The 15371-nt window shown below is 38.3% G+C and carries 13 protein-coding genes; 11 read left to right on the top strand and 2 right to left on the bottom strand.

Annotated features, from left to right (window positions below; genetic code table 11):
* Positions 1-1040 (top strand): MFS transporter (locus ACTF6W_RS04270; protein ID WP_438993306.1); only part of this gene is annotated, 1040 nt, incomplete at its 5' end.
* Here the strand turns inward: ACTF6W_RS04270 and ACTF6W_RS04265 are convergent.
* Positions 1014-1394: a hypothetical protein gene (locus tag ACTF6W_RS04265; RefSeq protein ID WP_438993305.1), complete on the bottom strand. Its 381-nt coding sequence runs from the start codon at positions 1392-1394 to the stop codon at positions 1014-1016. The two genes, ACTF6W_RS04270 and ACTF6W_RS04265, sit on opposite strands and share 27 nt — an antisense overlap.
* A 135-nt stretch (positions 1395-1529) precedes the next feature.
* Here ACTF6W_RS04265 and ACTF6W_RS04260 point away from each other — a divergent pair, with 135 nt between their 5' ends.
* The 9 genes from ACTF6W_RS04260 to ACTF6W_RS04220 all read left to right on the top strand — a co-directional run bounded on the left by ACTF6W_RS04260 (position 1530) and on the right by ACTF6W_RS04220 (position 13498).
* The gene (locus tag ACTF6W_RS04260) at positions 1530-2360 is read left to right on the top strand and encodes a GNAT family N-acetyltransferase (RefSeq protein ID WP_438993304.1); all 831 of its coding nucleotides are present in this window, start codon (positions 1530-1532) and stop codon (positions 2358-2360) included.
* Positions 2361-2422: 62 nt separating this feature from the next.
* Positions 2423-5137, top strand: coding sequence for a DNA mismatch repair protein MutS (mutS, locus tag ACTF6W_RS04255; protein WP_438993303.1), 2715 nt, complete (start codon positions 2423-2425; stop codon positions 5135-5137).
* A gap of 3 nt (positions 5138-5140) precedes the next feature.
* The gene (locus ACTF6W_RS04250; protein WP_438993302.1) at positions 5141-7864 is read left to right on the top strand and encodes a [protein-PII] uridylyltransferase; all 2724 of its coding nucleotides are present in this window, start codon (positions 5141-5143) and stop codon (positions 7862-7864) included.
* 1 nt (position 7865) lies between these two features.
* Positions 7866-9410, top strand: a complete 1545-nt coding sequence (gene murJ, locus ACTF6W_RS04245; protein ID WP_438993301.1) for a murein biosynthesis integral membrane protein MurJ — start codon at positions 7866-7868, stop codon at positions 9408-9410.
* A gap of 86 nt (positions 9411-9496) precedes the next feature.
* Positions 9497-10507 carry a tryptophan--tRNA ligase gene (gene trpS, locus ACTF6W_RS04240; protein WP_438993300.1) on the top strand — a complete coding sequence of 337 codons (1011 nt, stop codon included), beginning with the start codon at positions 9497-9499 and terminating at the stop codon, positions 10505-10507.
* A 60-nt stretch (positions 10508-10567) separates the two neighbouring features.
* On the top strand, positions 10568-11260 hold the full coding sequence (locus ACTF6W_RS04235) for a DUF4136 domain-containing protein (RefSeq protein ID WP_438993299.1): 693 nt from the start codon (positions 10568-10570) through the stop codon (positions 11258-11260).
* A 74-nt stretch (positions 11261-11334) separates the two neighbouring features.
* Entirely contained in the window at positions 11335-12291 is a 957-nt protein-coding gene (locus ACTF6W_RS04230; RefSeq protein ID WP_438993298.1) for a DUF2333 family protein, read from the top strand.
* Positions 12292-12394: 103 nt separating this feature from the next.
* Positions 12395-12868 carry a universal stress protein gene (locus tag ACTF6W_RS04225; RefSeq protein WP_438993297.1) on the top strand — a complete coding sequence of 158 codons (474 nt, stop codon included), beginning with the start codon at positions 12395-12397 and terminating at the stop codon, positions 12866-12868.
* Positions 12869-12949: 81 nt separating this feature from the next.
* Positions 12950-13498 carry a NifU family protein gene (locus tag ACTF6W_RS04220; RefSeq protein WP_438993296.1) on the top strand — a complete coding sequence of 183 codons (549 nt, stop codon included), beginning with the start codon at positions 12950-12952 and terminating at the stop codon, positions 13496-13498.
* 3 nt (positions 13499-13501) lie between these two features.
* Here the strand turns inward: ACTF6W_RS04220 and ACTF6W_RS04215 are convergent, their stop codons facing one another.
* Positions 13502-14533 (bottom strand): polysaccharide deacetylase family protein, encoded by a 1032-nt coding sequence (locus tag ACTF6W_RS04215; RefSeq protein WP_438993295.1) that lies wholly within the window; start codon positions 14531-14533, stop codon positions 13502-13504.
* A 111-nt stretch (positions 14534-14644) separates the two neighbouring features.
* Between ACTF6W_RS04215 and tsaB the strand changes: the two genes are divergently transcribed.
* Positions 14645-15352, top strand: a complete 708-nt coding sequence (gene tsaB, locus ACTF6W_RS04210; RefSeq protein ID WP_438993294.1) for a tRNA (adenosine(37)-N6)-threonylcarbamoyltransferase complex dimerization subunit type 1 TsaB — start codon at positions 14645-14647, stop codon at positions 15350-15352.
* Positions 15353-15371: the final 19 nt, after the last annotated feature.

The following is a 15371-nucleotide window of genomic DNA, read 5'->3' as shown; positions in this document are numbered from 1 at the left end:
CAGATCCGCTTGAGAATTATTCACAGACTTATATTGCGGCCTTTTTGATCGCCTTATTTGGTGCAACGCAAGATATTGTGATTGATGGATTTCGTATCGAAATTCTTAAAGATGATGAACAAGCAGCAGGGGCCGCATTATATATATATGGTTACCGGATCGCAGGGATAATTTTTTCAATCGGTGTAATATATGTTTACTCCTTATATGAAATTGATTGGTCATTACTCTTTATAATGGGTAGTGCAATGATATTGGTTGGAACGATAGCTGTTCTATTTATTAAAGAGCCAGACCACCAAGAAACTGAAGAGAAGAAAAAACTTCGATCTGAAATAAATGAATTTTTAGATGAAAGGGCCGAAGCGGGTAAAGAAAGCAAAGAGTATTTTGCTTGGATATACATGACCGTGGTGGCCCCATTTAGAGAATTTTTAACGCGTAAAGGCTGGTTGATTTTTATTCTATTCGCAATTTTTTATAAAATTGGTGACAGTATGGCTGTTTCTTTACAAACGCGATATTTTTTATCTCTAGGTTTTGATGATTTAGTGATTGCCAATTCTGGTAAGCTTGTTGGTTTCTGGGCGTTGCTTATTGGTTTAGCGGTCGGTGGCTGGTTAATGAATAAATTCGGATTATGGAAAGCATTAATGATTTGCGCTTTACTTCAATTACTATCGAATTTTTCATTCTCTGCTCTTTATCTTATTGGAACGAATGCTTATTTTCTTGCTTTCACCATGGGGTTCGAGCAATTCGCGACTGGGATGGGTGCGACTGTATTAGTCGCCTATTTATCTTTACTCTGTAATCGGTCATTTACGGTCACACAATATGCCCTTTTGAGCGCTTTAACACAATTTACGGTCAAGATTTTATCTTCACCAAGTGGTTATATAGTTGAAAGTGTCGGTTGGTTCTGGTTTTTCATCATCACAGCCGTAATCGCGATACCGGGAATATTATTACTGCTTTGGATTAGAAAAATCGATAATCCTGACCAAAAGCATTCAAACCTTGCGAACAACCATACTTAGCTGACTTGAAAATCTTGACTTTCGGCTGACCATTTGAAATCCGTGCTGTTCTAAAAGGAACATAATGTTTTTTGATTTGAAAAAATTTACTTGTCCTTTTTTAGGTACAGGTTTTTTATAAAATCGGGATACTGGTAAACTAAGAATAAACGTTTCGCCATGGTTCAATTCAGCATATTTATCTTTAAAAAACTGATTAATATTATCGGCGAATATTATGTTTTGATTATTTTTATCCGTACTTTTATCAAGTGCTTTTACAAATTTGCAAAAATCGCATATTTTTTTATGAACGCTTATTCTTGTTAAAGCACCACATACATCGCAATGGTTATCAAAATTTTTATTATTCATGACATGATTGTTATCCTTTTATTTCAGTGTGGTAAACATAAGAAATTAAAAAATCATTTGGTTGATACATAAAATAACTATATCATCCGGTAGCTTAGCCCTTTGGCTAAAAATCGAGAGGGTAAAGAATTTTTTATGACAGAAACTTTTAATAAATATGTCATTGCGGCCGAAGATGATCCCATAAAGGTTGTAAGTGGTGATATTGAGGTTCGTCTTGCACTAACTAATGATGAAATACTTGCAGGACAAAAGTTGCGTTATAAAGTCTTTTTTGATGAAATGGGTGCAAAACCTAGTAAAATTGTAGCAAGCGAAAAGCGCGATTTTGATCATTTTGATGAGATATGTGACCATCTCCTTGCGATAGATAATTCTAAAACCGGCGACGATCGTGTAATTGCAACTTACCGCCTGCTTCGGGAAGAAAAAATTAGTGGGATGGAGGAATTTTATTCTACTTGTGAATTTGATTTGAGTAATCTTTATAATGATCATTTTCGCAAACTTATGGGCGACAGGCAACTTCTTGAGCTTGGCCGCAGTTGCGTAAAAGAAGAATATAGGACAAATGCAGTAATGCATTTGATGTGGAAATTTATTGCGAGATATATTGATAAACATAAAATTGCGTATCTTTTTGGATGTGCCAGTCTTCCTGGGGTGGAACAAAAACCACTAGAAGCCCAACTTTCTTATCTTTATCATTACCATAAAACACCCGATGAATATAACATTCCTGCTAAAGTTGGGCAGGCGCAGGAAATGAATTATTTTGCAAAAGACGATTTTGAAAAGAGAGAAGCAAGGCGTGAACTAGCACCACTTGTTAAGGGGTATCTTAATCTCGGATGTTATATCGGGGATGGTGCCGTCATTGATGAACAATTTGGTACAACAGATGTGTTTATCTTGCTTCCGATAGACCGCTTAGAAAAACGTTATCTTTCTTTATTTGAAGATTGATCGTTTATTGAGAATCAAGCATATTTTCTGCTTAATAGAATAACGGATCAGCAAGTAGGGCGATGACCGAACAACTTACAAATGATAAAAAGTCTAAAAAAAGTAAAACGACACCAATGATGGCGCAATTCCTTAAGATTAAGGAAAAGCATCAGGAATATTTGTTATTTTACCGTATGGGGGACTTTTACGAACTTTTTTTTGATGATGCGGTTAAGGCATCTGCGGCTCTTGATATTACGCTTACGAAGCGTGGGAAGCATATGGAAGAAGATATTCCAATGTGTGGTGTTCCGGTTCATGCTGCGGAAAATTACCTCTCTCGTTTAATTGGCAAAGGATTTAAAGTAGCCGTTTGCGAACAGATGGAAGCACCAGAAGAGGCTAAGAAAAGAGGCAACAAGTCGGTTGTAAAACGCGATGTCATTAGGCTCGTAACTCCCGGCACGATTACCGAAGAAAATCTCTTGGATGCTAGAGCACATAATTATTTGGCGGCTCTATCACTGGCGCAGGGAAAATATGCTCTAGCTTGGTTAGATATAACAACGGGGGATTTTTTCGTCAGCAAAATGACACCGGCAAATCTAGATGCTGAACTTGCGCGACTTCAAGCGGGTGAGCTGATAGCCTCTTTTACCCTATTGGATAAAGGTGAGCTAATAGAATTACTTGAGGATTGGCAACATATTATTAGCCCTGTTGAAAATTCATTGTTTGATAGTGCTAAGGCTGAACGAAATTTAAAAGAATTATATGGTGTCGGCGTGTTAGATGGTATCGGATCATTTGGCCGCGCAGAAGTTGCTGCATGTGGTGCCCTAATTGAATATTTAGAAGAAACTCAAAAAGGGAAATTACCAAAATTAAAAATCCCCAAGATTGTCGGTGAAGATGCTGTCATGATGATTGACAGTGCGACGAGACGCAATCTGGAGTTAATAAGAACACTTTCAGGGGAAAAAAAGGGAAGCCTCCTGTCAACGATTGATAAAACGATAACAGGTGCCGGTGCAAGACTATTAGGGGGATATTTAAGCGCGCCTTTAACGAACCCTTTAAAAATTGAAAAACGTCTTGATTTGGTCACTTATTTTTTGAATGCAGAAGCATTGAGAAATCAATTACGAGGGTTGTTAAAAAGCTGCCCTGATATTGAACGCGCCATGTCTAGGCTGTCTGTCGGGAGAGGCGGTCCGCGTGATTTAGCCGCCGTTGGGCAAGGATTAGATCAAGCATTTCAAATTCGTGAAATAATTGAAGCCAATATTCAATTAAGCAGTCATGGTTTGGATGGTAAAATTGACGATCTTAAAACGATTATTGAGAAATTTGGTCATCATAGTGTGATCATTGATGAATTAAGGCGTGCGCTGCTTCCTGATCCGCCGTTAATTATTCGTGACGGTAATTTTATCGCAAAAGGATATCATGCTCCCCTTGACGAATTTCAAACTTTAAAAAGTGAAAGTAAGCGACTAATTGCCGCGCTTGAAGGGCAATATAAAGAGAAGACCGGAATAAATGGATTAAAAATTAAATATAATAATGTGCTCGGATATTTCATTGAGGTAACAGCATTGCATGCAGATAAACTCATGACCGCGCCATTAAATGAAGATTTTATTCATCGGCAAACGCTGGCAAACGTTGTTCGCTTTAATACGGCGGAACTTTCAGAACTGGCTGGTAAAATTGGTCAAGCGGCAGACCGTGCCCTTTCGCTTGAACATGAACTTTATGAAAAGTTGGTCGCTATCGTTTTAAATGAATGGGGTACTATTATTGAAGCATCTGTTGCTTTGGCAAAGTTGGATGTCGGTTCATCGCTTGCTGAATTGGCGGCAGAGAATAATTATTGCCGTCCAAAAGTTGACGACACACTTGCCTTTGAAATTGAGGGTGGCCGCCATCCAGTTGTTGAAGCGTCACTTAAACAGAACCTTGAAAGCAAGTTTGTTGCAAATGACTGTGATTTAGGTAGTGAAAATAGGTTATGGCTTATTACGGGGCCAAATATGGCTGGTAAAAGCACTTTCCTGAGACAAAATGCACTTATTGCTATTATGGCTCAAATGGGCAGTTTTGTCCCGGCGAGAAAAGCTCATATCGGAATCGTGGATCGATTGTTTAGTCGCGTCGGCGCATCAGATGATTTAGCGCGCGGCAGATCAACATTTATGGTGGAAATGGTTGAAACAGCAGCTATTCTTAATCAATCTTCCAAGCGGTCACTTGTGATCCTTGATGAAATAGGAAGGGGCACCGCAACATACGATGGGCTTTCTATTGCTTGGGCAGCGGTAGAGCATTTACATGAAGTAAATAAAGCACGCGGCTTATTTGCGACACATTATCATGAGATGACGGCACTTTCTTCGAAGTTAAAACAATTAGATCTTCATTATATGAAAGTTAAAGAATGGGAAGGAGAAGTGATTTTCTTGCATGAAGTAGGCGCCGGTTCAGCTGATCGCTCATATGGAATTCAGGTTGCTAAATTAGCGGGACTTCCTGCCGTGGTTGTTGAGCGAGCGACGCAAGTGCTTCATAATCTCGAGCAAGGTGGTGAAGAAGGTCAAGGCGTAGCCCAAGGACAAAAAATGGCTGCATTAAGTGATGAACTTCCGCTTTTTTCGGCCATTCAAGAAAAAATCAATCTGCCACTATCGGAGCCGTCATTATTAGATCAGGAAATGAATAATATTAATCCCGATGAATTAAGCCCCCGTGATGCGTTAGAGCTTATATATAAATTAAAAGGCTTATTACCTTAACAAATGATCAAAATTAAAAAACATAACGAAATATTTAATCGAAAAGCGCAAGTAAAAAAACTTGAGGCATTGAAAGAAGAATTTCGTCCTGATCAAATTCGAACGCCATTACTGAATTTATTAAAAGAAGCATATCAATCGGGTTTTGATGAAATTAAAACGCGTGCGGATAATGGTGAGACAGGAGTTAACCTTGCAAATTCACAAAGTTTTCTTACGGATGAAGTAATCCATATACTTTATGATGTTGTCGTCGATTACGTTTATCATAATGCCAACCCGACAAAGGGCGAAAAAATATGTTTGGCTGCATTCGGTGGGTATGGACGTCAGGAAATGGCGCCATATTCTGATATCGATTTGCTTTTTATTCTTCCTTATAAAAAAACGGCTTGGAGTGAGCAGGTCGTTGAATATATTTTGTATATGCTCTGGGATATGGGATTTGAAGTTGGTCATGCCGTTAGAACGATCAAAGAAAGTATTCGTCTTTGTCATGAAGATCTTACCATCAAAACATCACTTTTAGAAATGCGTTATATTTGGGGAGAAGAAAGCTTATTTGATGAGTTAATTTCAAAATACGACAAAAAAATTGTAAAAGGGAATGCGCCGGAATTTACAGAAGAGAAACTCCAAGAAAGAGATCTGCGCCATAAAAGGTTAGGTGATACACGTTATGTTGTTGAGCCAAATTTAAAGGAAGGTAAGGGCGGATTAAGAGATTTGCACACGCTTTTTTGGATCGCGAAGTTTATATATAAAGTTCATAAAGTAAGCGAAGTTGTTAAAAAAGGTGTTTTTTCTAAAGAAGAATATAAGGAGTTTCAAAAGGCGGAAGAATTTTTGTGGGCAGTTCGTTTTCAACTTCATTATTTGGCTGGGAGGCCAAATGAAGTTATTACCTTTGATGTTCAAAAGGAATTATCAGAAAAATTAGAATATGCCGACAGACCAAATATGTCTGGGGTCGAACGTTTTATGAAACATTTCTTTTTGACCGCAAAGAATGTTGGTGATTTAACAAGAATTTTTTGCGCTTATCTCGAAGAAAAACACAAAAGAAAACCAATTCGTCTTTCTAGTTTCTCTTTTCGATCAAAATATGTTGAAGGTTTTCCTATTGAAGGAAGTCGCCTAAGTATAAAGAAAACTTCAGAGCTTGAAAAAGATCCGGTTAAAATGATTGAAATTTTTCATGTGGCCCAAAGGTACGAATTGGATATTCATCCACGTGCTTTACGCATGATCCGTCAAAACCTTAAATTTATTCGTGGTCGAACGCGTAATGATGAAAGGGCCAACCAACTCTTCATTGAAATAATGACTTATGAAAAAGGACCAGGCTTTGCTCTAAGACTAATGAATGAGGTTGGTGTATTTGGCCGATTTGTGCCAGATTTTGGTCGTGTGGTAGCTCAAATGCAATATGATATGTATCACGTCTATACAGTGGATGAACATACGATACGCGCCATTGAACTCACTTCAGAGGTAGAAAGAGGGATACTCGCCGAAGAGCATCCACTCGCCAATGCAATAATTCATAAGGTTCTCTCTCGAAAAGTTCTTTATATCTCAGTTTTTTTGCATGATATCGCTAAGGGTAGAAAAGGTGATCATTCTGTCCTAGGGGAAGAGGTGGCTTATAAATTATGCCCGCGTTTTGGCTTAACGCCAGCAGAAACAGAAACGGTAGCTTGGCTTGTTAGATGGCATTTATTGATGACGTTATCGGCTTTTAAACGTGATTTGAGCGATCCAAAAACAATTGCTGATTTTGCAGGACAAGTTCAAAGCCCAGAGAGATTGAGACTGCTTTTGGTTTTGACTGTTGTTGATATACGTGCCGTTGGGCCAAAAGTTTGGAATGGTTGGAAAGGGCAGCTACTTAGAGAGCTTTATAGCCGTTCGGAAGAGTATTTGTTAGGTGGTCAAATTAAATATGAAAATAACCATCAAGTTAGTAGGGTCGTAGAGGATTTCAAAGAAGAACTTAGTGATTGGTCTGATGAAAAATTCAATGATTATATTAATCGCTTTTATAGTACTTATTGGCAGGCCGTTTCTACTGACCACCTAGTGCGTAATGCAATGATGATTGATATGGCTGATAAATTTGGCGACAAATTTACGGTTAATATTCACATTGATAACTTTCAAAATGTTTCTGAATTAAGTGTGTATACAGAAGATCATTCTGGTCTGTTTTCTAGATTAACAGGTGCGATTGCTTTAAGTGGTGCGTCGATCCAGGATGCGAGAATTTTCACGACAAAAGATGGAATGGCCTTAGATACCTTCAGAATTCAGGATGCGGATGGTAACGTATTCAAAGAAAAGGAAAAACTTGAAAAATTAGAAAAAAATATCAAAGAAACCTTGGCCGGCAAATTATCGCCTAAAGATGTATTTGATAAAAGGCGAATTAAGAAAAAACGAACAGATGTTTTTAAGGTGGAGCCACGTATATTAATTGATAATAAAGCAAGTAATAGCCGTACTGTTATCGAAATAAACGGTCGAGACAGGATTGGTTATTTGTTTGAATTGTCACAAATACTCGTAGATTTGAAAATTTCAATTAATTCTGCTCATATTGCCACCTACGGAGAACGCGCGATTACAGTTTTCTTCGTAAGAGATGTTTTTGGTCATAAGATTACCAGTGAAAAGAAACTAGAAATTATTCAAGATAAACTTATGTCAGTATTGAAGGCGGAGTAAAATGTCGATTTTAAAATCTACTGCCATATTCGGAAGTTTTACGATGATCAGTCGTATTCTTGGATTTATTAGGGATATTCTAATGGCCGCCGTATTGGGTGCGGGGGCAATTACGGACTGTTTTGTGGTTGCTTTTAAATTACCAAATTTCTTTAGACGACTTTTTGCTGAAGGGGCATTTAGTGCTTCATATGTGCCGATTTTTTCGGCTACTTTAGAAAAAGATGGAAAAGAAGTGGCGTTAAAGTTTGCTGAAGAGGCGTTTGCCTGTCTTTTGATAACGTTGCTTTTATTTGTCGCGATATTTGAATTATTTACCCCTGCTCTTATTTTTACTATTGCCAATGGGTTCGTTGATGATGAAGCTAAGTTTTCTCTCGCCGTAATTCTTACTCGATACACCTTCCCATTTATTTTGTTTGTATCACTTGGTTCACTTTTAGCCGGAATTTTAAATTCATTAGGAAGGTTCGCTGAAACAGCTGCCGTTCCTATAATATTAAATATATGTATGATAAGTGCGCTTGTTTTTGCAGCGAATACTCTTGAAACGCCTGCTCATGCGCTTGCGATAGCGGTGAGTGTAGCAGGGTTTATACAGTTAATATTTCTTTTTAGAGCATGTTATTCTGCTGGTTACCGCATAAAATTTAAGATGCCGAAATTAACACCTAAGGTTAAAAAATTATTGATAGTTATGGGACCTGCGGCTCTGGGAGCAGGGGTAATCCAGTTAAATTTACTTCTTGATATGATTATTGCGTCTCATTTGCCAGATGCATCAATGTCTTATCTTTATTATGCTGATCGATTAAACCAACTTCCAGTTGGGGTTATTGGTGTGGCCTTAGGGACCGTTTTATTACCATTACTTTCAAGAAATATTGCGTCTGGGGATGAAGTACTGGTTCTTAAAAACCAAAATCAAGCAATTGAAATGGGATTGTTTTTTACAGTACCCGCCGCTGTTGCTTTTATCGTTGTGCCCGCTGATTTAATTCATGTCTTGCTTGAAAGAAGTAGTTTCACATCAGAAGCGACAGCGCAAACTTCACTCACATTGATGGCCTATGCCGCAGGTCTTCCTGCTTATGTGCTCGCGAAAGTATTTGTGCCTGGATATTTTGCACGTAATGATACTAAGACACCGCTTAAATTTGCCATTGTCGCGTTATTTATAAATGTCAGTCTGAATTTGATTTTAATGCAATATTTTGCTCATGTCGGTTTGGCAATGGCAACTGCAATTTCAGCTTGGATAAATGTATTTATGTTAGCTAGTGGATTGATGCTTCGCGGTCATTATAAAATTGAGAATTCTTTACTTATTCGTTTATTTAAATATCTAATATGTAGTGTCATTATGGGAAGCGCAGTTTGGTTAATAAGGCCACTGGTAAAAGAATTAATATACGGTAACGCAGCTGAACAAGTAGCGGGTTTATTGATTTTGGTTTTTAGTGGGTTTGCGGTCTATCTTTTTGCTACATTTCTAACGAAAACAGTGAAAAAAGAAGAACTCAAAGCCTTATTTTCAAAGAGATAGTTGACCGAACAGACATTTGTCGTCATATAAGAACATATTTGAAATACTAATAATGGATATGTCCAAAATATCCTCAAGGAAATAAAATGGCTACTTTCAAACAGCGTGTATTTTCGGGTGTTCAACCTTCTGGAAATCTGACAGTCGGCAATTATTTAGGGGCAATTAAAAATTGGGTGGGCTTACAAGAAAGCCATGAAACAATTTTTTGTGTTGTTGACCTTCATGCTATCACAGTATGGCAAGATCCGGATGTGTTACGCGATGCAACCCGAGAAGTTGCTGCGGGTATGATTGCAAGTGGTATTGATCCTAAGAAAAGTATTATTTTTAATCAAAGTCAGGTGTCGGCACATGCCGAACTTGCTTGGATATTTAATTGTGTTGCCCGAATGGGATGGCTAAATAGAATGACACAATTCAAGGAAAAAGCGGGTAAGCATAAAGAAAGAGCAAGTGTAGGGCTTTATGTATATCCAGATTTAATGGCCGCAGATATTTTGGCGTACCAGGCGACCCATGTTCCTGTTGGGGCTGATCAAAAACAGCATCTTGAATTAACGCGCGATATTGCGCAGAAGTTCAATAGTGATTACGGAGTTGAGTTTTTTCCAGAAGTCGAGCCGTTAATCTTCGGAGAGGCCACGCGCGTAATGTCCCTACGTGACGGTAAAGCAAAAATGTCAAAATCAGATCCTTCTGAAAACAGTAGAATTAATTTAACTGATGATCGCGATCTAATTGCTAAAAAAATTAGGAAAGCGCGTACAGATAGTGAACCATTACCGGGTTCGATGGATGAGCTAGAGGGAAGAGCAGAAGCGAAGAATTTAATAAACATTTTTGCTGCGTTAAGTGGGAGAAAAGCAGGAGAAGTTTGTAGTGAATATGAAGGGCAAGGATTTGCAGATTTTAAAGGTGATCTGGCTGACTTAAGTGTTGAGGTATTGGGTCCAATTACTGAGGAAATGGCAAGATTAATGGCTGATAAAACATATTTAGATAGTATTCTGAGAGAAGGTGCGGATAATGCCGACAAAGTTGCATCGCCTATTTTACGAGAAGTACAAGATATCGTAGGGTTTTTACGGCCCTGATTTTGCCTTATTGCTAAAGTAATATTGGAATTATGTGGGAAAATAGGATAATATAGAGATATGATTAAAAAGTATAGATTATTATTTTCCATTTTTATTGTCTTCTTATTGGCCGCCTGTAATCAATCCATTCGAAGCGATGTAATGCGGTTTCATCAGTTACCTGCTCCCGCTGGTGAGAAAATAGTAATAGTGCCAATGAACCCTAATAATAACGGTAGCCTTGAGTTTGCAAGTTATGCAACACTAGTTGGTAATGCACTAGGCCGTTATGGCTATGTGCCTGCAAACGGTGAAGAACCTGATTTAATTGTAGAACTGGATTACGGGGTTTCTGAAGGTCGTCAAACCATACGCCAATCACCTGCAATGATCGGCTTTATGCCTTATGGGGGATTTTATGGCGGTTTTCATCGTCCATGGTTCCCTTATAGAAACCCTTATTTCTGGGGTGGTGGACTTTATCCTATGGGTTGGGGCTACGGCGGGCTTTATGATCCCTTTGGTTATGCACCATTAAGTTGGCAAGCCGGTCGGGTGAGGACTTATATGAATTATAACCGTTTATTAAAAATGGTAATTCGACCTAATAGCGATAAAGGACAAAATCTTTACGAAGGTGAAGTAAAGAGTGTAGGTCGTAATAGTAATTTGCATGAAGTTATGCCCTATTTGGTTGAAGCATTCTTTACGAACTTCCCTGGCGAAAGTGGCTCTTCTGAGCGTGTATCTGTGGAAATAAAAGATACCTAATAAATCCTTCTCGGGGTTGATTTTTAGCACTGTCATCTCCATCTCTAAGTAAAGAACTTTAGACGGGGAATCCTATGTGGGAAACAATTAAAGATATTGGTTATTGGTTGCGAGAAAATGTTAGCTGGAAAATGCTGCGACGCGGGATTTATGTTCTAATCTTAATTATGCTGCTTTATTACCCTGTGGGTATGCTGCTTATTCATAAAGTGGATGCTGACCCTGATTTTGGTTTGCAAAATTCTTCGCGTGGTAGCAATGCCGTTGCGGTGAGTATCGCTCTAATTGATAGAGAGGTGAACCAAAATGGCTGGGTTTCCAATGATCCGGTATTTAAGCCGGGTGCATTTCTTGATAATATGGCGAACTTCCAAACGGGCGTTATTTCGGCTATTGCGCGCTTTAGTTATGAGCTTGTTGATCAATTAGGTAGGACCAGAGGCTCAAGTGCCGTTGACCCAGACTTACAAGAAGTTTCCGGACTTCTTCAATATGCTGGTGATATTTGGTGGTGGAATCCGTCAACGTCTCTGATGCCGGTCGCAACCTCTGAACAACAATATATTAAAGCTATGGAGCAGATGATTGTTTATAATGAACGCCTTGCTCGGGGTGCCGCTGTTTTTGAAAAACGTTCTGATAATCTTTTGGCGACATTAGACCGTATTTCCTTAGATTTAGGTGCTTCATCAGCGAGCATTGATACTTATGTCACGGATGGTTTTGGTTGTGTGCTCGACTTTGGTGCCGATGATCTCTTTTTTAATGTAAAAGGGCAGGCATATGCGTACCGATTAATTTTAAAAGCACTAAGAAAAGATTTCGCCGCAATAATTGCGTCGCGTGATATTGCAAATAGTTGGGATGAGATGGAAACATCATTCGATTCCATTATTTCCATGGATCCTCTTGTGATTTCTAACTGTGCTGTTGATGGATTTTTATTTCAGAACCATTTAGCCGCAGAAGGCTTTTACCTGCTCCGCGCCAGAACGCAACTTAAGGAAATTACAAATATACTTCTCAAATAAATATAGGCTTGCCAAATAGATATATTGGATGGCAGTATAGCGTTCTACATAATAATAATAACGGGTGACATTCTTTCGAGAATAATAAATAGGGGCTTAAATCATGTCCGAACAGGACAATAAGTGGAAATTTCTAATCATCGCCGATGATACTCCTGAATTTGTCAAAGTTCTACGCTTGGCAAGTAAACGTGCAGAAAAAGTTGGTGGAAGTGTTTTAATGCTAAAAATTATTCCTCCTGCAGATTTTCAACATTGGATGTCCGTTCGTGACATCATGGAGGAAGAAGCACGTGAGGAAGCATTAGAAACCCTAGATTATTATGCAAAAGAAATTAAAAGAATTTCTGGCATTGATGCGGAAACTGTTATTCGCGAAGGGAAGCCAGAAGAAGTTATTTCAAATATCATTGCTGAAGACAGGGATATTCATCTGCTTGTACTTGGTGCAAATGTGGATGGTGACCCAGGTCCGCTCATTAAAAGCTTTCGTGAAGTGTTGTTAAATGAACTCCATATGCCAGTGCTTGTGGTGCCGGGCAATATGACTGACGAAGAAATCGATAAATTCGCATAAAATAAATAAGTCCTTTAGCCTTGATTATTCTGCAAACTATAATTATTTAAAACTAGAATGATATAGCGATAGGAAATTTACATGTTTATCCAGACCGAGCAAACGCCAAACCCTTCAACTTTGAAATTTATTCCAGGTGAGGTGGTTTTAGAAAATGGTACGATGTTTTTTGAAAGCATAAATGATGCTGAACAATCACCGCTTGCTCAAGCTCTATTTAAAATACAGGGGGTATCGGCTGTATTTTTCGGAAGTGATTTTATCACGGTTGAAAATGCTGATCAGGACTGGGATGCTTTGAAGCCTGCTATTCTTGGTACTATCATGGAACATTATACGGCTGGACTTCCTATAATGACGGGTGAAGCTACCCAAGAAATTGCTGATGATGGTGCAGATCCTGAAATTGTTGAACAGATCAATGAATTACTGGAAACACGGGTTCGTCCAGCTGTGGCCCGTGATGGTGGTGATATTACTTACCATGGTTTTAAAGATGGTGTTGTATATCTTAGAATGCAAGGCGCCTGTTCAGGTTGTCCTAGTTCTACGGCTACTTTGAAATACGGCATACAAAATCTTTTAAAACATTATATTCCTGAAGTTGAGTGCGTTGAGCCAGTAGAATAATTTTTAATTATTAAGATTAAAAAATGGCATTCCAAACCAGTACCATCGGTTATCTGGTCCGGGCATAGTGCAGTTCACCCGGCTTCTTCCTTGCGGGAATGGTTCATCAAACCTAATTTCAATTCTAGTTTCGCCTAACAATGTGACTTTCGCCGCACCATTAATATGTGAAGGGAAGCATCCTATACTGGCTAAGTTACTGACATTGCTTTCCACAGTAAATCCAATGACGGGCGGGTTAGTTGTCAAATTAGGTGAGCGAGGCAGGATATCTTTAACCTTTAAGGCTCTAGAATTAATGATCAGCTTAAATCGATTCATATCTGCATAATTTTCATTGAAAGCAAACCGGGGTATTTCTTTAAGCCCTCTTGAACTGGTCGCGGTACTTGAAAACTGTGCAAAAGTTGCTAAATAATTTCTATCTTCTAGTGATTCTCTTAATTCGGGAGAATACTCGCCGTATGGATAAGCAAACATATCAGGTATATAACCCAACTCCGTTTGAAATATTTCGTCTGCAATATCAATATCTTTTATTGCATCTTCGAGACTTAATTCCGGCATATGAGCATGGGCGTGGCCGTGGTGGCCAATCTCAACCAACTCTTCATTATCCAATTCTCTTATTTGATCCCATGTCATTGACGTTTCATATTGATCATCAACGGATTCGGTTGAAATAAAAACAGTAATTGGGATACCAGCTTTTTTAAATCGCGGCCAAGCTTCTTCATAAACAGATAAAAAACCATCATCAATCGTAATCGCTATTGTGCGTTCAGGTAATTCACGCCGTTCTTTAAATGCTTTTATTACATCTCTTAATGGTATTACATTATACTCATCTTTAATGAGTTCAGAAATATGTTGATCTATTTGATCAAGTGTGACGTTGGTTGTCGGGAAATTATTTTCACCAAAGCGATGATACATAATGATTACAGCACTGTCCTCTTGTTGAGCAAGCGATACTTCTGCTGATATAGTGAAATATACGATTAGAAGAAAAAAGATAGAATATATTTTTTTCAAATGATACCTCAGTATTTGTTTAAAAAACTATATGTTTTCCGTTGTACGGACTATAACAGAAAATGTAGTGTATTTTTATAAAAAATATTGATTAAGAAAAAATAAAAAATAATGACAAATTTATTAGCTTTAGATACGACTTTAGGGGCTTGCTCTGTCGCTTTAGTCGAAGATGATAAAGTCGTTTCAAAGAAAAAAGAAGTAAGAGCGCGCGGACATGTTGAACGATTACTGCCGATGGTCGATGAAAGCATGAAAGAAGCTGAGCTCGTTATGTCTGATTTATCATCTATTGTTGTTACGGTTGGTCCGGGTACTTTTGCAGGTGTACGTATAGGACTTTCTGCGGCAAAGGGTATGGCATTAGCATTAAATATACCTCTTATTCCTGTAACATCATTGGAAGCACTGGCTTATGAATTTGCTTTAGAAAAAGCAAATTTTTCTGGACAAATTGCTGTCGCGATTGATGCACGAAGAGGGGAGTTGTATTTCCAGGTCTTTGATATTGTTAAGACAAATATTTCTTCCTTGGCAGATGCAGAGGCTGTTCCCCTTGAATTAATCCCCCAAAAAATTAATGACAATATTAAAATTATTATCGGGAGCGGTGCAGAATTATTAGGTGCGATATTAACTGATAGCGAAATTAAATTTAGCACTAAAATTCAAAACCCCACTGCAGAAATAATAGCTCAATTAGCCCTCAACTATAAAGAAAGAGAGACTAATAGCGATCATGTTAAACCGCTCTATTTAAGGGCGCCGGATGCGAAATTACCTTCAAAAAATATTATGCCTAATATAAAAGATGAATGAGGGAAATATAGAAATAGTA

Origin of the sequence: Pseudemcibacter sp. (assembly GCF_965661635.1) — a bacterium.
Taxonomy (GTDB): Bacteria; Pseudomonadota; Alphaproteobacteria; order Sphingomonadales; family Emcibacteraceae; genus Pseudemcibacter.
Note: the sequence above shows the minus strand (reverse complement) of the source record. Positions and strands in the feature narration are given on the sequence as shown.